The 20,215-nt window shown below is 44.7% G+C and carries 14 protein-coding genes and 2 pseudogenes; 12 read left to right on the top strand and 4 right to left on the bottom strand.

Translation table 11 applies throughout. From position 1 onward, the window contains the following. The first annotated feature begins 116 nt into the window (after positions 1 to 116). From AC2CGA_RS04105 to AC2CGA_RS04060, 10 genes are all read left to right on the top strand, one after another. On the top strand, positions 117 to 1,211 hold the full coding sequence (locus AC2CGA_RS04105; RefSeq protein WP_003154660.1) for a M24 family metallopeptidase: 1,095 nt from the start codon (positions 117 to 119) through the stop codon (positions 1,209 to 1,211). Between the two features lie 282 nt (positions 1,212 to 1,493). Next, positions 1,494 to 2,459: a LacI family DNA-binding transcriptional regulator gene (locus tag AC2CGA_RS04100; protein WP_160249409.1), complete on the top strand. Its 966-nt coding sequence runs from the start codon at positions 1,494 to 1,496 to the stop codon at positions 2,457 to 2,459. A gap of 50 nt (positions 2,460 to 2,509) precedes the next feature. Then, a complete protein-coding gene (glcT, locus tag AC2CGA_RS04095) occupies positions 2,510 to 3,376 on the top strand; it encodes a glucose PTS transporter transcription antiterminator GlcT (RefSeq protein WP_012117426.1) in 867 nt (288 codons plus the stop codon). Between the two features lie 231 nt (positions 3,377 to 3,607). Further along, positions 3,608 to 5,704, top strand: coding sequence for a glucose-specific PTS transporter subunit IIBC (gene ptsG / locus AC2CGA_RS04090; RefSeq protein WP_003154656.1), 2,097 nt, complete (start codon positions 3,608 to 3,610; stop codon positions 5,702 to 5,704). Positions 5,705 to 5,800: 96 nt separating this feature from the next. Continuing rightward, complete coding sequence (locus AC2CGA_RS04085; RefSeq protein WP_003154654.1) at positions 5,801 to 6,067, top strand: phosphocarrier protein HPr; 267 nt, start codon at positions 5,801 to 5,803, stop codon at positions 6,065 to 6,067. Further along, the gene (ptsP, locus tag AC2CGA_RS04080; RefSeq protein ID WP_007409600.1) at positions 6,067 to 7,782 is read left to right on the top strand and encodes a phosphoenolpyruvate--protein phosphotransferase; all 1,716 of its coding nucleotides are present in this window, start codon (positions 6,067 to 6,069) and stop codon (positions 7,780 to 7,782) included. Before AC2CGA_RS04085 ends, ptsP begins: the two co-directional genes overlap by 1 nt. Before the next feature lie 87 nt (positions 7,783 to 7,869). Beyond that, a complete protein-coding gene (gene splA, locus AC2CGA_RS04075) occupies positions 7,870 to 8,109 on the top strand; it encodes a splAB operon transcriptional regulator SplA (RefSeq protein WP_003154646.1) in 240 nt (79 codons plus the stop codon). Between the two features lie 86 nt (positions 8,110 to 8,195). Continuing rightward, complete coding sequence (splB, locus tag AC2CGA_RS04070; protein WP_003154644.1) at positions 8,196 to 9,224, top strand: spore photoproduct lyase; 1,029 nt, start codon at positions 8,196 to 8,198, stop codon at positions 9,222 to 9,224. Between the two features lie 127 nt (positions 9,225 to 9,351). Beyond that, a complete protein-coding gene (locus AC2CGA_RS04065) occupies positions 9,352 to 11,319 on the top strand; it encodes a methyl-accepting chemotaxis protein (protein WP_139885248.1) in 1,968 nt (655 codons plus the stop codon). Positions 11,320 to 11,399: 80 nt separating this feature from the next. Beyond that, positions 11,400 to 12,266, top strand: a complete 867-nt coding sequence (locus AC2CGA_RS04060) for an NAD(P)-dependent oxidoreductase (RefSeq protein ID WP_139885249.1) — start codon at positions 11,400 to 11,402, stop codon at positions 12,264 to 12,266. Positions 12,267 to 12,813: 547 nt separating this feature from the next. On the opposite strand, the gene AC2CGA_RS04055 is transcribed toward AC2CGA_RS04060, so the two are convergent. From AC2CGA_RS04055 to AC2CGA_RS04045, 3 genes and pseudogenes are all read right to left on the bottom strand, one after another. Further along, positions 12,814 to 13,203, bottom strand: coding sequence for an ACT domain-containing protein (locus tag AC2CGA_RS04055; protein ID WP_003154638.1), 390 nt, complete (start codon positions 13,201 to 13,203; stop codon positions 12,814 to 12,816). Positions 13,204 to 13,415: 212 nt separating this feature from the next. Continuing rightward, positions 13,416 to 13,547: pseudogene (locus tag AC2CGA_RS04050) on the bottom strand (P-II family nitrogen regulator); the annotation flags it as partial. Positions 13,548 to 13,584: 37 nt separating this feature from the next. After that, complete coding sequence (locus AC2CGA_RS04045; protein ID WP_003154632.1) at positions 13,585 to 14,361, bottom strand: CAP domain-containing protein; 777 nt, start codon at positions 14,359 to 14,361, stop codon at positions 13,585 to 13,587. A 340-nt stretch (positions 14,362 to 14,701) separates the two neighbouring features. Between AC2CGA_RS04045 and AC2CGA_RS04040 the strand changes: the two genes are divergently transcribed. Next, positions 14,702 to 16,834, top strand: a complete 2,133-nt coding sequence (locus AC2CGA_RS04040; RefSeq protein ID WP_003154630.1) for a peptidoglycan D,D-transpeptidase FtsI family protein — start codon at positions 14,702 to 14,704, stop codon at positions 16,832 to 16,834. A gap of 177 nt (positions 16,835 to 17,011) precedes the next feature. Then, positions 17,012 to 18,832 carry a PAS domain-containing protein gene (locus AC2CGA_RS04035; protein WP_015417363.1) on the top strand — a complete coding sequence of 607 codons (1,821 nt, stop codon included), beginning with the start codon at positions 17,012 to 17,014 and terminating at the stop codon, positions 18,830 to 18,832. Here AC2CGA_RS04035 and AC2CGA_RS04030 read toward each other — a convergent pair. Next, positions 18,808 to 20,027: pseudogene (locus tag AC2CGA_RS04030) on the bottom strand (aminotransferase A). The gene AC2CGA_RS04035 and the pseudogene AC2CGA_RS04030 sit on opposite strands and share 25 nt — an antisense overlap. Positions 20,028 to 20,215 lie beyond the last annotated feature (188 nt).

Below are 20,215 nucleotides of genomic sequence, written 5' to 3'. Positions count from 1 at the left end.
ACATGACAGCCGCACATCACGGGCGGCTGTTTTTTTAAATGTTCGTTCACAGCATAAACGCCGGAAAACTGATAGAATGAATAAAGAGTCACTTTGGTAAGGAGGAAAAGCAAAAAATGAACAGATTAGAACGTGTTTCATCTTGGCTGAAAAAAGAAGGACATGATGCGGCGTTTATACATACAAAGGAAAACGTATTTTATTTAACTGATTTTTACACGGATCCGCATGAGCGGTTAATGGGATTGTTCCTGTTTCAGGAACAGGAGCCGTTTTTCGTTTGTCCGGGAATGGAAGCCGGACAAGCCCGCAGCGCCGGATGGGAGCATGGTATTATCGGCTACGGCGATCACGAAGATCCGTGGGAGCTGATCAAAGCCGAGCTCACAAAACGAAATGTGCCGCTTGATTCCATCGCGGTTGAAAAGGATTCGATCTCTCTTTCCCGCTCAGAACAGCTCAAACAAGCTTCTGGGGGCGCGGCATTTGTTTCGGCAGAAGAAACGCTCAACCAATTCCGCCTCGTAAAAGATGAGAAGGAAATCAGCATTCTCAGGGAAGCGGCAAAACTCGCGGATTACGGAGTTGAAGTCGGTGTCGCGGCGCTTAAAGAGGGTGTGAGTGAAACCGAAGTACTCGCGCAGATTGAGTTTGAGCTGAAGAAAAAAGGTGTGCAGGGCATGTCATTTTCAACGATGGTGCTGTTCGGGGAAAAATCAGGCCAGCCCCATGGGAATCCGGGTGCAGACCGGTTGAAAAAAGGGGATTTTGTTCTGTTTGATCTGGGCGTTATTCTTGACGGCTACTGTTCAGACATTACGAGAACATTCGCATACCAATCAATCAGCCCGAAACAGGAAGAGATTTACGAAACGGTGCTTAAAGCTGAACAGACGGCGCTTCAATTAAGTAAACCCGGCGTCAGAATCGGCGATCTTGATTTAAAAGCCCGCGGCATTATTGAAAAAGCCGGATACGGAGACTATTTCCCGCACCGCCTCGGCCACGGACTCGGGATTTCGGTTCACGAATATCCATCAATGAGCAGCGCGAACGACACACTCCTCAAAGAAGGCATGGTGTACACGATAGAACCGGGAATTTACGTGCCGGATGTCGGCGGCGTGCGCATAGAAGACGATGTGTTTGTCACAAAAGACGGCGCCGAAGCATTAACGCAGTATCCGAAAGAATTAACGATTCTGAAATAGAAAGCTTTGTGATAAAAAAGGACGGTTCTGGAACGCAGCGTCCTTTTTTATCACCTTTTAAATGAAAAAATCATCAAAATGCTGAAATGGTTTGATGTCATGCTTTTCATTCAGGGGCCTCAGGGCAAGGTAACTGCCGCCGAGTATGGCCAGACACAAACCGATTAAGCAAAGAATCCCCATCGCTGTTCTTCTCCTTTCAAACGGATAGGATGTATCTGTTTCTAGCTTACTGTATGAAACGCATTCCAGATCAAGGGAAAAAAAGAAAGGGGGGACGCCATGGCTACGATCAGAGACATTGCCGGCGCTGCCGGGGTTTCCGTTACAACGGTATCAAGAGTTTTAAACGATCACCCTTATGTAAGTAAGGACAAAAGAGAAAGAGTGAAAAAAGCGATGCAATCGCTCGGATACACGCGCAACATTCATGCTGTTCATTTATCCAAAGGTTTTTCCGATATGATCGGCGTTGTGCTTCCGTCGGTGAACCTTCCGTATTTTGCAGACCTTGTTGCGGGTATTGCCGAGGCTGCCGAAGCGTCAGGCGTGCATCTTTGTTTATACCAGACAGATTATGAGCAGCAAAAAGAACGTTTTGCCTTATCACAATTACAGGAGCGCCAAGTGGACGGCCTGATTATCTGCTCCAAAGCAATTCCTGATGAGCATTTGCTTGCCGTGAAAGAACCGCTCATCCTCTGCCAGTACACTGATGCGGCAGGGCTTTCATCCATCAGTAATCCGCATCGGGAAGCATTTCGGCACGGTCTGGATTATCTGATAGAAAAGGGACACCGGAAAATAGCGATCAGCCTGGCCAGAAAAAAGGGAAAAAACAGTCAAGTCCGCATCGCCGCATACAAAGAGGCGCTCAAGAAGATCGGGCAGCCTTACAGGGAAGAGCTGGTTGTGGAAAAGGTGCTGACGCTGCTTGACGGGAAAGCCCTTTTTCATAGATGGAAGAGCTGGGGTGACAAACCGACTGCGCTGTTTGCGGCGAATGATCAAGTATCCGCAGGTCTTTACCTTGAAGCCAAGGCAAACGGGACGCGCATCCCGGAAGAGCTTGCGATTTTGAGCATCGACAATCATGATATCAGCAAGATGTTAGGTATTTCCACAATAGATATACAAACGAAAGAAATGGGAAAGCAGGCTTTTCACATGCTTGAGAACCGGATCAGCGGCGGGCCTCCGGGAAGGAAAGTTCTTGATTACCGCCTTATTGAACGATCAACCGTCTAAAAAAAGAATTGACGCGCTTTCCGTTCGTTTTGTACGATATGAGGTATTGAATGACAAAGGAGCTGAGGATCATGAAGGGGTCCTTTACAGTTGAAAAGGTATTAAATAACAATGTGCTCATCGCAACACATGATAGATACAGTGAGGTCGTCTTAATCGGAAAAGGGATCGGCTTTGGAAAAAAACAAGCGGATGTCATTGAAGATAAAGGGTATGACAAGATGTTCATCTTAAAGGATGAAAAAGAACAAAAACAATTTAAAAAGCTCCTCGGTTATGTGGACGAGACACTTGTCGACATCTCCAATGACGTCATTTATCATATCAAGAAGCGGACAAGCCAACCGTTAAATGAGCATATTCATATTGCGCTGACTGACCATATCGCCTTTGCGGTAAAGCGGCTGCAGCAGGGGTTTGACATTAAAAACCCGTTTCTCATGGAAACCGAAACGCTTTATCCGGAAGAATTCCAAATTGCCCGTGAAGTCGTCGGCATGATTAATGAAAAGACGGGAATCTGCCTTCCTGAAGGAGAGATCGGCTTTATCGCTCTGCATATCCATTCCGCCCTGACGAATCGGCCCCTTTCAGAGGTCAATCAGCATTCACAGCTGATGTCCCGCCTCGTTCAGGTGATTGAGGAATCTTTCCAGATGAAAGTGAATAAAGAAAGCGTCCACTATTTGCGGCTGATCCGGCATATCAGATTTACCATAGACAGGATTAATCGGGAAGAGCAGACAAAAGAACCAGAAAAGTTAATGTTATTATTGAAAAATGAATACCCGCTATGCTACAATACTGCTTGGAAACTGATAAAAATCTTGCAGCAAATACTGAAAAAACCAGTTCATGAGGCGGAAGCGGTTTATCTCACGCTTCATTTGTACCGATTAACCAATAAAATTTCATAATTTCAGTTGAAACCTTAAAAACGTGTCACTGATTCGATCAGGCATGAGTGATTGAGGGTAAAAAACGGGAAGAACGATCCCGTTATTTTGCACACCCTTTTTACTCATGCCTTTTTTGTTGTGTAAAAGGGCAAATGTAAACGGTTAAACTGAAGACTTGCGCCAGTGAATTCGTTGTCATGAATTTTCGCTGTAAGGTCACACTAGCTAACAGAGGGAGGTACATCTTTTATGTTTAAAGCATTATTCGGCGTTCTCCAGAAAATCGGCCGTGCTCTTATGCTTCCGGTTGCGATTTTACCGGCTGCGGGGATCTTGCTTGCGTTAGGGAATGCCATGCAGAACAAAGATATGATTCAAGTCATGCATTTCTTAAGCAATGATAACGTTCAGCTTGTGGCGAACGTCATGGAAAGCGCCGGCCAAATCGTATTTGACAACCTGCCGCTTCTTTTTGCAGTAGGGGTTGCGATCGGTCTTGCCAACGGAGACGGTGTTGCCGGAATTGCGGCCATTATCGGATACCTGGTCATGAACGTATCCATGAGCGCCGTGCTTATGGCGAACGGCAGTATTCCGTCTGACAAAATTGAACGGGCAAAGTTTTTTGCGGAAAACCATCCGGCCTATATTAACATGCTGGGGATACCCACTTTGGCGACGGGCGTGTTCGGCGGTATTATCGTCGGGGTCCTGGCCGCGTTATTGTTCAACAAGTTTTATAAAATTGAACTTCCGCAGTACCTCGGATTCTTTGCGGGTAAGCGGTTCGTCCCGATTATCACATCAATTTCCGCATTAATTCTCGGACTTATTATGTTAGTGATCTGGCCTCCGATCCAGCACGGTCTGAATTCCTTCTCCACGGGTCTTGTGGAAGCGAATCCAACCTTGGCGGCCTTTATTTTCGGGATGATTGAGCGGTCATTGATTCCGTTCGGTCTTCATCACATTTTCTACTCGCCGTTCTGGTATGAATTTTTCAGCTATAAAGATGCGGCCGGAGACATCATCCGCGGAGATCAGCGGATTTTCATGGCTCAGATCAAAGACGGCGTACAGCTGACGGCGGGAACATTTATGACGGGGAAATATCCGTTTATGATGTTCGGTCTTCCGGCGGCAGCGCTTGCAATCTATCATGAAGCGAAGCCTGAAAAGAAAAAACTTGTAGCCGGAATCATGGGTTCTGCCGCTCTGACAAGTTTCTTAACGGGAATTACCGAGCCGCTTGAATTCTCATTCTTATTTGTGGCTCCTATCCTGTTTGCGATTCACTGCGTATTCGCGGGACTTTCCTTTATGGTTATGCAGCTGCTGCATGTAAAAATCGGTATGACGTTCTCAGGCGGTCTGATTGACTACTTCCTGTTCGGAATTCTGCCTAACCGTACCGCTTGGTGGCTTGTCATTCCGGTCGGCCTAGGATTAGCCGTTATTTACTACTTCGGTTTCCGGTTTGCGATCAGAAAGTTCAATCTGAAAACGCCGGGCCGTGAAGAAGAGGCTGCGGATGAAGGTGCGGGCGCCTCAGGCGAAGCCGGCGACCTTCCTTATGAAATCCTGCAGGCAATGGGTGATCAGGAAAACATTAAGCACCTTGACGCTTGTATCACGAGACTCCGCGTTACGGTCAACGACCAGAAGAAAGTGGATAAGACTCGTTTGAAACAGCTTGGCGCCTCAGGCGTTCTTGAAGTCGGAAACAACATTCAGGCCATTTTCGGCCCGCGTTCTGACGGTTTAAAAACACAGATGCAGGATATTATCGCCGGACGCACGCCGCGCCCTGAACCGAAAGTATCCGCACAAGAAGAAGTCAGCCAGCAGGTTGAGGAGGTTATCGCAGATCCGCTCCGAAACGAGCAGGGTGAAGAAGTGTTCGCTTCTCCGATCACCGGCGAAATCCATCCGATTACCGATGTGCCTGACCAGGTGTTCTCAGGAAAAATGATGGGTGACGGTTTTGCGATTCTTCCTGAAGAAGGAATCGTCGTATCGCCTGTCCGCGGAAAAGTGCTGAATGTTTTTCCGACAAAACATGCGATCGGTCTTCAGTCTGACGGCGGAAGAGAGATCCTGATTCATTTCGGAATCGACACAGTCAGCCTGAAAGGCGAAGGATTCACTTCTTTTGTTTCTGAGGGTGACCGGGTTGAACCGGGGCAAAAGCTGCTTGAAGTTGATCTTGAAGCGGTTAAACCTCATGTTCCTTCATTAATGACACCGATTGTCTTTACAAATCTTGCCGAGGGTGAAGCGATTTCCCTTTCGGCCGAAGGTACCGTAAAACGGGAACAAAAAGATATTGTGAAAATCGGAAAATAAGCATATAAATACGCCGTGCTTGTCAGATGACAAGTACGGCTGTATGATATAATATTGTGTAGTAAAATAGCTTTAATTTAAAGGAGAATGATAATCATGGCACAAAAAACATTTAAAGTAACAGCAGATTCCGGAATCCACGCTCGTCCTGCGACAGTTCTTGTACAGACTGCAAGCAAATACGATGCTGACGTAAACTTAGAATATAACGGCAAAACAGTAAACCTTAAGTCAATCATGGGCGTTATGTCTCTAGGTATCGCTAAAGGCGCTGAAATCACAATTTCCGCTTCAGGCGCTGACGAAAACGATGCTCTTAACGCTTTAGAAGAAACAATGAAAAGCGAAGGACTCGGCGAGTAATGCAAGAATTAAAAGGAATAGGCGCTTCAGCCGGAATTGCGATTGCGAAAGCATACCGGCTTGAAGAGCCGGACTTAACGGTTGAAAAGAAAAACATTGCTGATGCTGCGGCTGAAGTAAGCCGTTTTGATGAAGCGATTGTACGTTCTAAAGAAGAGCTTGAAAAAATTAAAGAGCATGCTTTAAAAGAACTGGGACAAGACAAAGCTGACATTTTCTCCGCGCACCTTTTAGTTCTGAGTGATCCTGAGCTGCTGAACCCGGTAAAGGAGAAAATCAGCACAGATTCAGTCAATGCTGAATTCGCTTTGAAAGAAACAGCTTCCATGTTCGTTACTATGTTTGAATCAATGGATAACGAATACATGAAAGAGCGTGCGGCGGATATCCGTGACGTAACAAAACGTGTGACGGGGCACCTGCTGGGCGTGGAAATTCCGAACCCGAGCATGATCTCAGAAGAGGTTGTTATCGTGGCTGAAGATTTGACACCGTCTGATACGGCGCAATTAAACCGCCAGTTTGTAAAAGGTTTTACAACTGATATCGGCGGACGCACTTCACACTCCGCGATTATGGCCCGTTCGCTTGAAATTCCGGCTGTTGTCGGCACAAAAGCGGCTACAGGGACAATTGAAAACGGTGTTACGGTAATCGTAGACGGCATCGATGGTGATGTGATCATCGATCCTTCCAGTGAAACGTTAAAGAAATATGAAGAAAAGCACAGTGCTTACCTGGCGCAAAAAGCTGAGTGGGCGAAGCTCGTCAATGAACCGACTGTTTCAAAAGACGGCCATCATGTAGAGCTTGCCGCAAACATCGGCACACCTGACGATGTAAAAGGCGTTCTTGAAAACGGAGGAGAAGCTGTAGGGCTTTACCGTACGGAATTCCTTTACATGGGACGCGACCAGCTTCCGACGGAAGACGAGCAGTTTGACGCTTATAAAACGGTTCTTGAGCGTATGGAAGGAAAATCAGTTGTCGTGCGGACATTGGATATCGGCGGCGACAAAGAGCTTCCTTACCTGCAGCTCCCTAAAGAAATGAACCCGTTCTTAGGCTACAGAGCCATCCGCCTTTGCCTTGAAGAGCAAGAAATCTTCAGAACTCAGCTTCGTGCGCTGCTTCGTGCAAGTACATACGGAAACTTAAAAATCATGTTCCCGATGATTGCGACAGTAAACGAGTTTAAACAGGCGAAAGCGATTCTTCTCGAAGAAAAAGAAAAACTCGTCGAAGCCGGCGTAGCGGTTTCTGACGATATTGAAGTCGGTATGATGGTAGAGATTCCGTCTACAGCCGTTATCGCAGATCAGTTTGCTACAGAAGTTGACTTCTTCAGTATCGGAACAAATGACTTGATCCAATACACGATGGCTGCTGACCGCATGAACGAGCGCGTAGCTTATCTGTATCAGCCATACAATCCGGCGATTCTCCGTCTGATCACCCTTGTTATTGAAGCCGCTCACAAAGAGGGCAAATGGGTCGGAATGTGCGGAGAAATGGCGGGAGACGAAATTGCGATTCCGATTCTTCTCGGCTTAGGCTTAGATGAGTTCTCAATGAGCGCTACATCCATCCTTCCGGCAAGAACGCAGATCAGCAAGCTTTCTAAAAAAGAAGCTGAATCATTCAAAGAAACAATCTTGTCTATGAGCACGACAGAAGAGGTTGTCGCATTCGTTAAAGAAACATTCAATAAGTAATACAACAGCCAGACGGTATAAGCCGTCTGGTTTTTTTCATATTCGGAAAAAAGGGGGGAACAATAACGTTCAACAGGAGGGATTATTATGACAAAATCATTTGCAGCGGGGGATACGGTCTATGTGATTTACCGCAATCCGCATGCCGCCAATGTTGCCCATATTAAAGAGGCGGAGATCGTCCATCACCCATATCATGAGGGAGAACTGTCTCTGTTTTTATACGAAACCTATCATCCGCTGGCCGAAGATGACGCGGTCTTTTCAACATATGAGGAAGCGGAAGCGCTTTACAGCGAGCTTTTTGAAGAAGACCGATATCATTGATCAAAGGAAATGTTTACAACGCATATTCACTCTCTTTTAAACGGAAAGTAACAACATGAGAATATGAAAAAAGGGAGTGTCAGTTCATGCTGAAGCCGTTTGTGCCCCAGCTTGTTTATATAGAACCGAGAGCGCTCGAATACCCGTTAGGACAAGAGCTGAAGAATAAGTTTGAAAATATGGGGCTTGAGATCAGAGAAACAACATCGCATAATCAAGTCCGGAATATTCCGGGGAAAAATCACTTGCAGCAATACCGGAACGCGAAATCAACATTGGTAATCGGCGTCCGGAAAACACTGAAATTCGATTCTTCAAAGCCGTCCGCCGAATATGCCATTCCATTTGCGACAGGCTGTATGGGGCATTGCCACTATTGCTACCTGCAGACGACGATGGGGTCAAAGCCTTACATCCGGACATATGTCAATGTAGAAGAGATTCTGGATCAGGCTGATGAGTATATGAAAGAACGAGCGCCGGAATTTACAAGATTTGAAGCCTCTTGTACGTCTGATATCGTCGGAATCGATCATCTGACACATACATTAAAAAGAGCCATTGAACATTTCGGACAAAGCGAATTGGGGCAGCTCAGATTCGTGACTAAATTTCACCACGTCGATCATTTGCTTGATGCAAAACATAACGGAAAGACTAGGTTCAGATTCAGCATCAATGCGGATTATGTCATAAAAAACTTTGAACCGGGAACTTCTCCGCTCGACAAACGGATCGAAGCCGCCGTCAAAGTCGCTAAAGCGGGCTATCCGCTCGGTTTCATCGTGGCGCCTATTTATATTCATGATGGCTGGGAGGAAGGCTATAAGGAGCTGTTTGAGAAACTGGATGCGGCGCTTGATGAAGACGTTCGGCATGACATCACATTTGAACTGATCCAGCATCGTTTTACAAAACCGGCCAAACGGGTGATTGAGAAGAACTATCCGAAAACAAAGCTTGAGCTTGATGAAGAAAAGCGCAGGTACAAATGGGGACGCTACGGAATCGGCAAATATATATACCAAAAAGACGAAGAACATGCCTTAAGGGAAACACTCGAATCTTATATCGAAACCTATTTTCCGAAAGCGAAAATCGAATATTTTACGTAAGGCGGAGCTGTCGGCATGACGGCTCTTTTTTTTGCTGCGACAAATGACGGAAATGTTTGATATTTATTTCAAGATTTATTCATTTTCTTGGCCGAAAGACCGATATAACTCTCAGGAGGGGATGGTTATGTTTAAAAAAATGCATATCAAAATTGCTGTGTTTGTATCGGCAATGCTTATTGTAACGGTTGTTTTTTTAACGGTTTCTTCATATTTGACATTAAAGCCGATGATGACGGAGGAAGCAAAACGTACGACAGAGAATGTCACCAATTCACTCGGTCAGAACATTGAGCTTCAGCTGAAAAATGATGAGACCGTATTAATGAGATTAGCAGACGGTGAATTGTCCCGGTCTTTTCTATCAGATGGGAAGAAAGAAACCGCGCGGCTTTTTAACGATGAGTTAAAACAGATCGGACAGAATGACAAATATGTCGCGCTTGCGTACGTCGGAACCGCAAACAAACAAATGTTTACATATCCAAAGGCCGATTTTGCCAAAGACTATGATCCGACAAATCGAACGTGGTATAAGATGGCGGCTGAAAAACCCGATAAGGTTGTCTGGACTGACCCTTATAAAGATGCAGTGACGGGAGACATGATCGTGACGGCGTCAAAAGCCATTCAAAACAGCGGAACCGTCGTCGGAGTGGCGAGCTTAGATTTGAAGCTGTCCTCCATTCAGAGCATGGTCAACGAGCAAAAGGTTCCGTATAAAGGATTTGCGTTTTTGGCGGATGAAAACGGCTCTCTTCTGGCCCATCCGGCAAAACAGGGAAAAAATATTTCGGAAGATCAGACGTTAAAAGACATCACTGCGGACAAAGAAGGCATCAAAGAGCTGCAGGGGAACATGGTCGTCTACCAAACGGTAAAAGAAACAGGGTGGAAAGTCGGAACGCAGTTTGAAAAAGATCAGCTGATGGGAGTAGCCGACAAAATGAACACGGTGAGCATTTTTATGTCACTGATCGCCCTTGTGATTACGATCGGACTCAGCTATTTCCTCGCAAAAACGATAACCGGGCCGATTCAGCAGCTGATCGCAAAAACAAATTCAGTCTCAGCGGGAGATTTAACCGTCCGCGCCCAGACGAAATCAAAAGATGAAGTAGGCGAGTTAACAAAAGACTTTAACCAAATGGTTGAAAATATGAAAGAGATGGTCGAACAGGTCAAGGCCTCCTCAGAAAATGTGTCTGATACATCTGACCAGCTAACCGTCATTTCACAAGAAACAAATGAAACGAGCGGACAAATCGCAAAAGCGATAGAGGAAGTCGCCGCCGGAGCGACAGAGCAAGCGTCAGAGGTTGAGACGATCAACGAAAAATCAGAAAATCTCTCAGTCAAAATAAAAGGAATCGCAGATCGCGCAGGCAGCATAAAACAACTCTCAAAATCTTCAGAGGATGCCAGCTACAAAGGATTGGACGCGCTCGGGCAGCTGCTGATGAAGTCAAACGAAGCCAATTCAGAAACGAAAAAAGTAGAGGCAATGCTGAATGACCTGGAAGAACAAACGAAAAACATAGAAGAAGTCGTGACGGCAATATCCGCTATTTCAGACCAGACGAATCTCTTGGCGCTGAATGCGAGCATAGAAGCCGCAAGAGCGGGAGAAAGCGGACGGGGCTTTGCCGTCGTCGCGGAAGAAGTCCGCAAGCTTGCTGAACAATCAGCTCTTTCTTCCGGCCATATCAGTGAGACGGTCCGTCTGATTCAATCTGAGACAAAAGAAGCGTCACACGCGATGATTGAGGCAAGCAGAATGAATGATGAACAAAACAGCGCCATTCATGAAACGGGTGAGGTTCTCAATCTGATTACAACGGAAATGCAGTCTCTCGTTCAAGGTATAGATCATATTTACAATGACATTCAAAAAATGAGTGAAGAACAAGCCTCGATTCAAGAAGCGATTCAAAGCATCTCCGCCATTTCTCAAGAATCTGCGGCAGCGGCGGAAGAAGTGAATGCTTCTACTGATGAACAGCTCGTTACGCTTGAAAAAGTGAAGCAATCGACTGATATGTTAAAGAGCGCAAGCGAAGATCTGATCAGCGCCATTTCTAAATTCACCTTGTGACGCGGTCTCTATCAGCCTATAATATGGTAATATAGACATGAAAGAGTGATATATGAATCGCATCAGGGGAGGAAAGCGCAGTGAACAAAACGGTAGGATTTATCGGTTTGGGCGTCATGGGAAACAGTATGGCATCGCACATTTTAGAAGCGGGCTATCCTGTTTTAGTCTACACGCGTACGAAACACAAAGCGGAAGAGGTTCTGAATAAGGGAGCGGTCTGGCAGGAGACGGTCAAAGACCTTTCAGAGAAAGCTGACATTATTATTACCATGGTCGGCTATCCGAGTGATGTCGAGGAAATCTATCTCGGCGAAAACGGCATTCTCCGGCACGCAAAAGAAGGGGCGTTTGTCATTGACATGACGACATCAAAACCGTCTCTGGCGAAGAAGATAGCGGAGAAAGCCAAAGAAAAGTCCATTCACGCCTTGGATGCACCCGTTTCCGGCGGAGACATCGGCGCGCGGAACGGAACGCTTGCCATTATGGCCGGAGGAGAAAAAGAAGCGTTTGAAGCATGCCTGCCGCTTTTCTCCGTTATGGGGGAAAACATTCAGTATCAAGGACCGGCTGGCAGCGGCCAGCATACGAAAATGTGCAATCAGATCGCGATTGCAGCGGGGATGGTCGGAGTGGCTGAAGCGATGGCTTACGCGGAAAAATCCGGTCTGAACCCGGAACAAGTGCTGAAAAGCATTACAACCGGAGCGGCTGGCAGCTGGTCATTGTCCAACCTCGCTCCCCGTATGCTGAAAGGCGATTTTGCACCAGGATTCTACGTGAAACACTTTATTAAAGACATGGGAATTGCTCTTGAAGAAGCGGAGCTCATGGGAGAAGAAATGCCCGGATTGGCGCTGGCCAAATCATTGTACGACAAGCTTTCCGCGCAAGGTGAAGAAAACAGCGGAACTCAAAGCATTTATAAGCTTTGGGTGAAATAAAAAAGATTGCCCGAACGGACTATTTTATGGATGCCGAGGAAGAGAAGGCTTACGGTATTGTTGATGGTGTTTTGTAAACAATGATCTGCAAACCTTGTATTCTTAGGGCCTTAATGAAGACAGGAACTTGGCAGGATAATGTATTAACGTGTATCCGTTTATAGTATTCTACTGTTTGGAATCCCCCTCGTTTGTTTGATGCAGGCTGTCTATTATAAATCAAAAGGGGGATTTCCGAATAGTTATAAGGATTAATACAACTTTCCAACAGTAGGATGTATGATGTTTGATTCTACTATGAATTTGAGTAACCCAAATGTACATAGCAATAAATCGAGTTGATTCCCGCAATTAAAACCTAATAATTGGGCATCCGAAATTGAAATTCTATAGATTAGCCTTCTAGCAAAAAAAAAAGAGGATGTATCGTAAAAAATCCAAGAGATTTACGAAAACATCCTCGATTCAGAGATTTCATCATTACATGTTGTTTTTTGAGAATTCCAGATGAAATCAACGTTAAACCCATTTGTTAATAATATGAATTTTAATGTTGTACAGTAATATAGTGTTTCAGTTCTCCTATGTAGGTTCGAGTTCCCCAAGTCGATGCTACTTGCACATCATACTTGCCTGCTGGAATATTTTTCGTCAAAAAGCTTACTTTAAAACTGCGAATATTATGGCCATTAACATCTATAACTTTGACTAATTTTCCTTTTTTATTTTCAAGAAAAACTGTAACACCCCAGTTTAGCTCATGATTAGACATAGTACCTGTTACGACAATAGAAGTAGCGTGTTTTGAGTAAGTATTAGCATCTGTTTGGAATTTAATTGCTCCTTTTGAAGTCATGGCTAACGCTTCTGAACTGTTTGAGAAAATCCCGAATGTCAAAAGAGCAACTGTGAATAGTGTCATTACAATTTTTTTCAATTGAAACTTCCTTTCTCTATTTATTTAAAAACCCATTTACTATATTAATAAATTTTGGGAAAATATTCAACGGAAAAATGGGTAAATTCTACTTTTTATTATAAAAAAGTATTACTAAAGAAGTGAAAGGCTGAGCAAAACCAATTTAATCATCACATTTAAGATTTTACAAAAAAGCTCCCTACACCTCTGTGCCGGGAGCCCTTCAAAATTTATAAAGTGTCAGGTCCTTCTTCGCTCGTACGGATGTTGATTGTATTGGGAACTTCGTAAATTAAGATTTTGCCGTCACCGGGTTCACGGGTTTTGAGCACTTTTTGCACCGTCTCAGCTACTTTTTCGACATAAAAAAGATTGCCCGCCGGGGCAATCTTTTTTTATTTATTTTCCGATGAATTGCTGTGTCCAGATGTTTCCTGATTCTACATAACCGACACCGATTTGAGTGAACTCAGGATTCATAATGTTCTTTCTGTGGCCTTCACTGTTCATCCAAGCTTTAACGACAGCTTCAGGAGTCGGCTGTCCTTTGGCGATATTTTCACCGGCAGTTTTATAAGTGATTCCGAAAGACTTCATCATATCGAAAGGTGAGCCGTAAGTCGGACTTTGGTGATCGAAATAGTTTTTGTCTTTCATATCTTGTGATTTTGCGTGAGCTGATTTGCTTAATTTTTCATCAATCTGCAGAGGTTTTAAGCCTTGCTTTTGTCTCTCTGCATTTGTCAATTCAACGACTTTCTTTTCGTACGCACTGACAGATGAAGGAGTTTTCTCGCTGCTGTTGTTTGTGTTATCTGTCTGCTTTGCATTGTCAGCCGTCTTGTTTTGATCGGCTTTCGGTTTTTCGGCAGCTGCCGGAGCCGTTTTTGCCGGTGTTTCTTTTTGTACATCCTTAACTGTCATATCAGAATGCTTTGCGTGTTTTTGCAGCTGCTGTTTCAGTTCTTTCTCATTTTTAACGTTCAGCTTTTTCACGCTCGTTTTCATATGTAGTTTTTCAACAGCCTCTTGAAGAGTCAGATGGTGTACGGTGTTTCCTTTTTTCACGGTAACGACGTGCTGGCATGACAGCTCTTTGGCAGATGCCTGCTGAATGCCTCCGAATGTAATCAAACTGACTGCCGCGGCGGCAGATAAGAGAAATGCTTTTTTCATAAGTTTATAGCCTCCCAGAGAAGTTGTTTTTTTCTACATGAAAAATCTTATCACAGCTTTTTTGTCATAATGCAGGCAGCCATTTCCTTTGACAACAAACGTTTGTCATAATTGTAATTGAGCACAGAAAAATGGCTTTATATCAGTAAAAACGATCTGTATTTATTTTTTAAAATCCGTTACATCTCTTCAAATTATTTGAAGTGTTAGATATATTTTAAGATAATTTGATCTTGACAGTTTTTTTTACCCGTTTTCGCTGTAACAACTTTTACAAAAATGTTACAATTAAAATCTGTTTATGTAAATATATTCAATGATTTGAGAGGTGTAACAGAAAGTGGCTGAAGTCGCGCGCGAACCAAAGAAAAAAACGAAACGTTACAGAGCGCTGAGAATGAATCTCTATTTTTTGATTGTGTTTCTTCTCTTTACGGCACTGATTTTTAAACTCGGCATCGTCCAGATTGTCGAAGGGGATAAACACCGCCAGGATGCGGAGAAGGCAAATGCAAAAACCGCCTATTATCCGACACCGCGGGGAAAAATGTATGACAAGCGGAACAGGGTGGCGGTTGATAACCAGGCCGTGCCTGAAATTGTATATGTATCCACCTCAAAAACCTCGGCAAAGGACAAATTGAAAACGGCAAAAAATCTCGCTGCACTGATTCATATTGATACTGAATTTATGAAGGATCGAAATATCATTGATTACTGGCTTGCCGCACATCCGAAGAAGGCGGAAAAGCTTATGAAGGATTCAGAAAACAGCCTGAAATCCCAAGAAGTGTACAAACGCCAGATTGAACGCGTTCCGAAGCAGGAGATTGATGCGATCAAACAAGATAAAAAAGAGCTGCAAATTGCGGCGATTTATACGCGTTTTTCAAGCGGCAACGCCTATCAGCCGCAAGTCGTCAAATCAATGGACCCGAATAAGCTGAACGGAAACGGAAACAGCGGTTCATTGCTTGACGAGCATGAAAACAACAAGCAAAAACCAAAAAGCGATCTGACATATGAAGAAGTTTCCGTCGTATCCGAGCACCTGAAAGAGCTCCCCGGCATTGACGTGATCAATGACTGGACGCGGAAATATCCGTACGACAAAACGCTGTACTCTCTGTTCGGCGGTGTGACGACACCGGAACAGGGATTGTTGGGCGAACGGAAAGATTACTATGTCACAAGAGGCTACTCACTGAATGACCGGGTGGGAAAAAGCTACATCGAATATCAGTATGAGGACTATTTAAACGCGCATAAAGAAAAAGTAGAGTATGTGGAAAACAGCAAAGGTGAGGTCGTCAGCCAAAAGCCCGTCGATGAAGGCAGCAGAGGCTACGATCTGCAGCTCTCGCTCGATATGGAATTACAGTCGAAAGTCGAAAAAGTCATTGAAAAAGAGCTGAGAAGAAGCCGCGCCGCAGGCAACTATATGGTTGACAGAGGATTTGCCGTCATGATGGATCCGAACAACGGGGATATTCTCTCAATGGCGGGGAAACGCATCGATCTCGAAACAAATAAAACACAGGATTTTGCGATCGGAGCATTTACGACCCAATATGAGATGGGCTCTTCTGTTAAAGGAGCGACTGTTCTCGCGGGTTACCAAAGCGGCCTCCCGCATTATAAAACGTTTGTCGATGCACCGCTTAAGTTTAAAGACGGCACGGAAAAGCACTCGTGGACACAAATGGGGACCATTACTGAGCTGACCGCACTGCAAAGAAGTTCAAACATATATATGTTTCATGTGGCCATGCATATAGCGGGCATTACCTACGTTCCGCACGGCACGCTGCCGGCCGGATTAGACGATATTAAGAGAATGCGCAACTACTACGCCCAATTCGGCCTGGGTGTCAAAACCGGGATTGACCTTCCGCAGGAATCAGCGGGCATGCAGTCAAATCCGCAAATGGTCGGGGGATTGCTGCTGGACTTTGCGATCGGACAATTTGATACGTATACGCCGCTTCAAATGGCTCAATATATTTCAGCCATCGCAAACGGCGGGTATCGCGTCCAGCCGCGGATCGTCACAAGCATTCATGAACCGGACAGCAAAAACAAGATTGGAAAAGCGATTGAACAGCGGGATATTAAAATTTTGAACAAAGTAAATAACAGCCCGAGCGATTTTGACCAAGTTCATAAAGGAATGAAGTTGGTCACAAGCTCACCTCAAGGAACGGCTTATTCAACATTCCAAGATTCAGGCGCCGATGTTTCCGGTAAAACGGGAACCGCGGAGACGCACTATTACGGCACGAACAAAAACTGGTGGGGGAAATACACGTATAACCTGACCTTTGTCGGCTATTATCCGTCAGAACATCCACGAGTGGCATTCAGCGTCGTCGTTCCGTCTGTTCAAGATGATCACGATCCCGTCAGCAAAAACATTGCCAAAGGAGCAATTGACGCTTACAAAGAACTTGAAAAGAAATACAATAAAAAATAACAAATGAAAGGGCGGCCGAACATCTCGTGCGCCCTTTCTTTCATTCAGGAAAATTGACGTTCACAATAAGAATAGAAGGAGAATGCTCATTTTTTAGCGAATCAATCTAGTGGAATTTCTTTTTATATCAGTCCGTGTCCAGCCTGCAGTGCGAGTATAATGCAAAGGAGGGATTCTGTGGAACAGGATACTCAGCATGTCAAACAGTTTCAATCGAAAACCGATCTTCATGCCGTTTTGACGTCTAACGGGCGTATTATGTATATTTCTGCAAACTGCAAATCGTATTTCAGTTATTCTCAGGAAGAGATGATCGGGTCATTTCTCAAAACGTTCCTGCATGAAGAAGATCAATTTTTGGTTGAAAGTTACTTCTATAATGAGCATCATTTGATGCCTTGCACCTTTCGTCTTATTAAAAAAGATCATACCATCGTATGGCTTGAAGCGGGTGTGGAAATTGTCACACCGCAAATGGAGGGGACGGATCGGGAAATCATCCTCAAAATCAAGGTGCTTGAGGAGAAGACGCCCCGCCGGCCTTATATGTATGAACAAAAGAAGCAAAAGGCAGAACAACAGTCGGAAGATGCGGCTGGAAACGGCGAATTCGAGCGTCTTGTTGAAATGCTGCCGAATCCTTTATATGTCAGCATCAACGGCACAATCGCCTACGCCAACAACGCGATGCTTGCCATGCTGGGAGCCGAAAGCAAAGACGAGGTAATCGGCAGGCGCTCCTATGAGTTTATTGAAGAAGAGTATCACGACATTGTGAAAAACCGAATTGTGCGGATGCAAAAAGGAATGGAAGTCGGAATGATCGAACAGACGTGGAGAAGGCTCGACGGCACGCCCGTTCATTTAGAAGTGAAGGCGGCACCGACGACATATAAAAATCAGCGGGCGGAATTGCTGCTTCTGATTGATATTTCTTCACGGAAAAAATTCCAAACGATTCTGCAAAAAAGCAGAGAGCGTTATCAGCTCCTCATTCAGAATTCAATTGACACGATCGCCGTGATTCACAATGATAAATGGGTATTCATGAATGAGTCGGGCATTTCGCTGTTTGAGGCTGAAACCTATGAAGATTTAATCGGGAAAAACGTCTATGATCAGCTTCATCCCTGCGATCATGACGGCGTAAAACAGCGGATCCAAAATATTATCGACCGAAAGACCGAGTCAGAAATCATTAAGCAGTCGTGGTTTACCTTTAAAAACCGGCTGATCTACACGGAAATGGTCTGCATTCCGACGACGTTTTTCGGAGAAACGGCCGTGCAGGTCATTCTGCGTGACATTTCTGAGCGGAAGCAGACGGAGGAATTAATGCTGAAGTCGGAGAAGCTGTCTATCGCAGGGCAGCTGGCGGCGGGAATCGCTCACGAAATCCGCAATCCGCTGACGGCGATCAAAGGATTTTTACAGCTCATGAAGCCGACGATGGAGGAAAACGAACATTACTTTGAAATTGTGTTTTCTGAACTGAGCAGAATCGAATTAATTTTAAGTGAGCTTTTAATGCTTGCCAAACCTCAGCAAAACGCCGTGAAAGAGCGTGTAAACTTAAAGAAAATTATAAGTGAAGTGACCGCTCTTTTAGAGACGCAGGCAAATCTTAAAGGAATTTTTATCAAAACGGATTACGAACATGACAGCATGTATATTAACGGTGATCAAAATCAGCTGAAACAGGTGTTTATCAATCTGATTAAAAATGCCGTTGAGTCGATGCCGGATGGGGGAACGGTTCACATCATCATGACAGAAGATGAGTATTCCGTTAATGTGACGGTGAAAGACGAGGGTGACGGGATACCGGAAAACGTGCTGAAACGAATAGGCGAACCGTTTTTGACAACGAAAGAAAAAGGAACCGGCCTGGGGCTGATGGTCACATTCAACCTTATTAAAAACCACCAGGGAGCCATCCAAGTAGACAGCAAACCGGACAGAGGCACGGCCTTTCACATTACATTCCCGAAACAATAAAAAAACAACGGCGTTATGCCGTTGTTTAAATAGTCTGCATGGATTCTCTCGTTTTTAAAATAAATGCTTCCAGCCGGTCCAAGCCTTCTCTCAATGTATCCAGTGAATATGCGAATGACAGCCTCACATACCCTTCACCCAACTTTGAAAACGAGCTGCCGGGCACAAGAGCCACACCTGCATCCTCTAAAAGAGCCATACTAAAATCAAACGATGACATTCCGAATGACTTAATGGAAGGGAAGATATAAAATGCGCCTGACGGCTTTACGACGTCAAGCCCCATTGAAACAAGACGGTCATATACATAGTCAAGCCGCTTTTTATACTGTTCTCTCATAATAAGCGCATCATCAACACCGTTTGTCACCGCTTCAAGAGCCGCTTTCTGAGAGATTGAAGACGCGCAGGTCACACTGTATTGGTGAACTTTTAAGATGTGCTTGGCAATTTCTTTCGGTGCGAAAATGAAACCGATTCTCCAGCCCGTCATGCTGTGTGATTTTGACAGGCCGTTGATGACGATCGTCTGGTCTCTCAAATAAGACGCGATCGAATAATGCGGTCTGTCATAGGTTAATTCGCTGTAAATCTCATCAGACAGGACAAAAACATTTCTGCCCTTCAGGACGGCTGCGATGTTTTGCAGCTCTTCCTCAGACAATGTCACACCGGTCGGATTTGACGGATAAGGAAGAATGACGCATTTTGTTTTTGGTGTCAGCGATTCTTCAATAAGCCGCGCCGTCAGCTTAAATCCGTGTGTCGTCGTATCCACATGAACCGGAACGGCGCCCGACATGCGGATGATCGGTTCGTAGCCCGGATATATCGGTCCGGGGAGAATAACTTCATCGCCTGGAGATAAAATCGTCCGCAAAGACGCGTCAATCGCTTGGCTTGCCCCGGTTGTGACGATGATTTCAGTTTCAGCCTCATAATTCAAATCAGCTTTTTTCTTCATATAAAGCTGTACGGCCTGTCTCAGCTCAAGGCCGCCCGCGTTCGGAGTATATGCCGTTGCGTTCTCGTCGATTGCCTTTTTGGCAGCCGCTTTGACATGGTGCGGCGTGAAGAAATCCGGCTGGCCGATCGTAAGCGAAATGACATTATCGTGCTGAGCTACAAGATTTGAGAATTTGCGAATTCCTGAAATTTCAATTTCTTTTACATTCGGATTAAGCAAATGTTCCATAATTCATCACCTTATACTATATATTGAGTTTATCCTATTTTACCACTAGCTGAGCATTTGTCATCTTTTTATTGAACTATCCCGAGTATATGTACGATATGTGAAAACATACCTTCTTTCAGAAAAAAATAAGACAACCAGCTGAAATGATTGTCTTCATTGTATCATGATCTATCTATTGTGATATG

The sequence above is a fragment of the Bacillus sp. SYZHCR11 genome (assembly GCF_057196865.1).
This window is presented reverse-complemented; position numbering and strand designations above follow the sequence as displayed.

Coding starts and splice junctions, on each gene's coding strand:
- AC2CGA_RS04105 (WP_003154660.1), top strand. CDS start 117: ATGAACAGATTAGAACGTGTTTCATCTTGGCTGAAAAAAGAAGGACAT.
- AC2CGA_RS04100 (WP_160249409.1), top strand. CDS start 1,494: ATGGCTACGATCAGAGACATTGCCGGCGCTGCCGGGGTTTCCGTTACA.
- glcT (WP_012117426.1), top strand. CDS start 2,510: ATGACAAAGGAGCTGAGGATCATGAAGGGGTCCTTTACAGTTGAAAAG.
- ptsG (WP_003154656.1), top strand. CDS start 3,608: ATGTTTAAAGCATTATTCGGCGTTCTCCAGAAAATCGGCCGTGCTCTT.
- AC2CGA_RS04085 (WP_003154654.1), top strand. CDS start 5,801: ATGGCACAAAAAACATTTAAAGTAACAGCAGATTCCGGAATCCACGCT.
- ptsP (WP_007409600.1), top strand. CDS start 6,067: ATGCAAGAATTAAAAGGAATAGGCGCTTCAGCCGGAATTGCGATTGCG.
- splA (WP_003154646.1), top strand. CDS start 7,870: ATGACAAAATCATTTGCAGCGGGGGATACGGTCTATGTGATTTACCGC.
- splB (WP_003154644.1), top strand. CDS start 8,196: ATGCTGAAGCCGTTTGTGCCCCAGCTTGTTTATATAGAACCGAGAGCG.
- AC2CGA_RS04065 (WP_139885248.1), top strand. CDS start 9,352: ATGTTTAAAAAAATGCATATCAAAATTGCTGTGTTTGTATCGGCAATG.
- AC2CGA_RS04045 (WP_003154632.1), bottom strand. CDS start 14,361: ATGAAAAAAGCATTTCTCTTATCTGCCGCCGCGGCAGTCAGTTTGATT.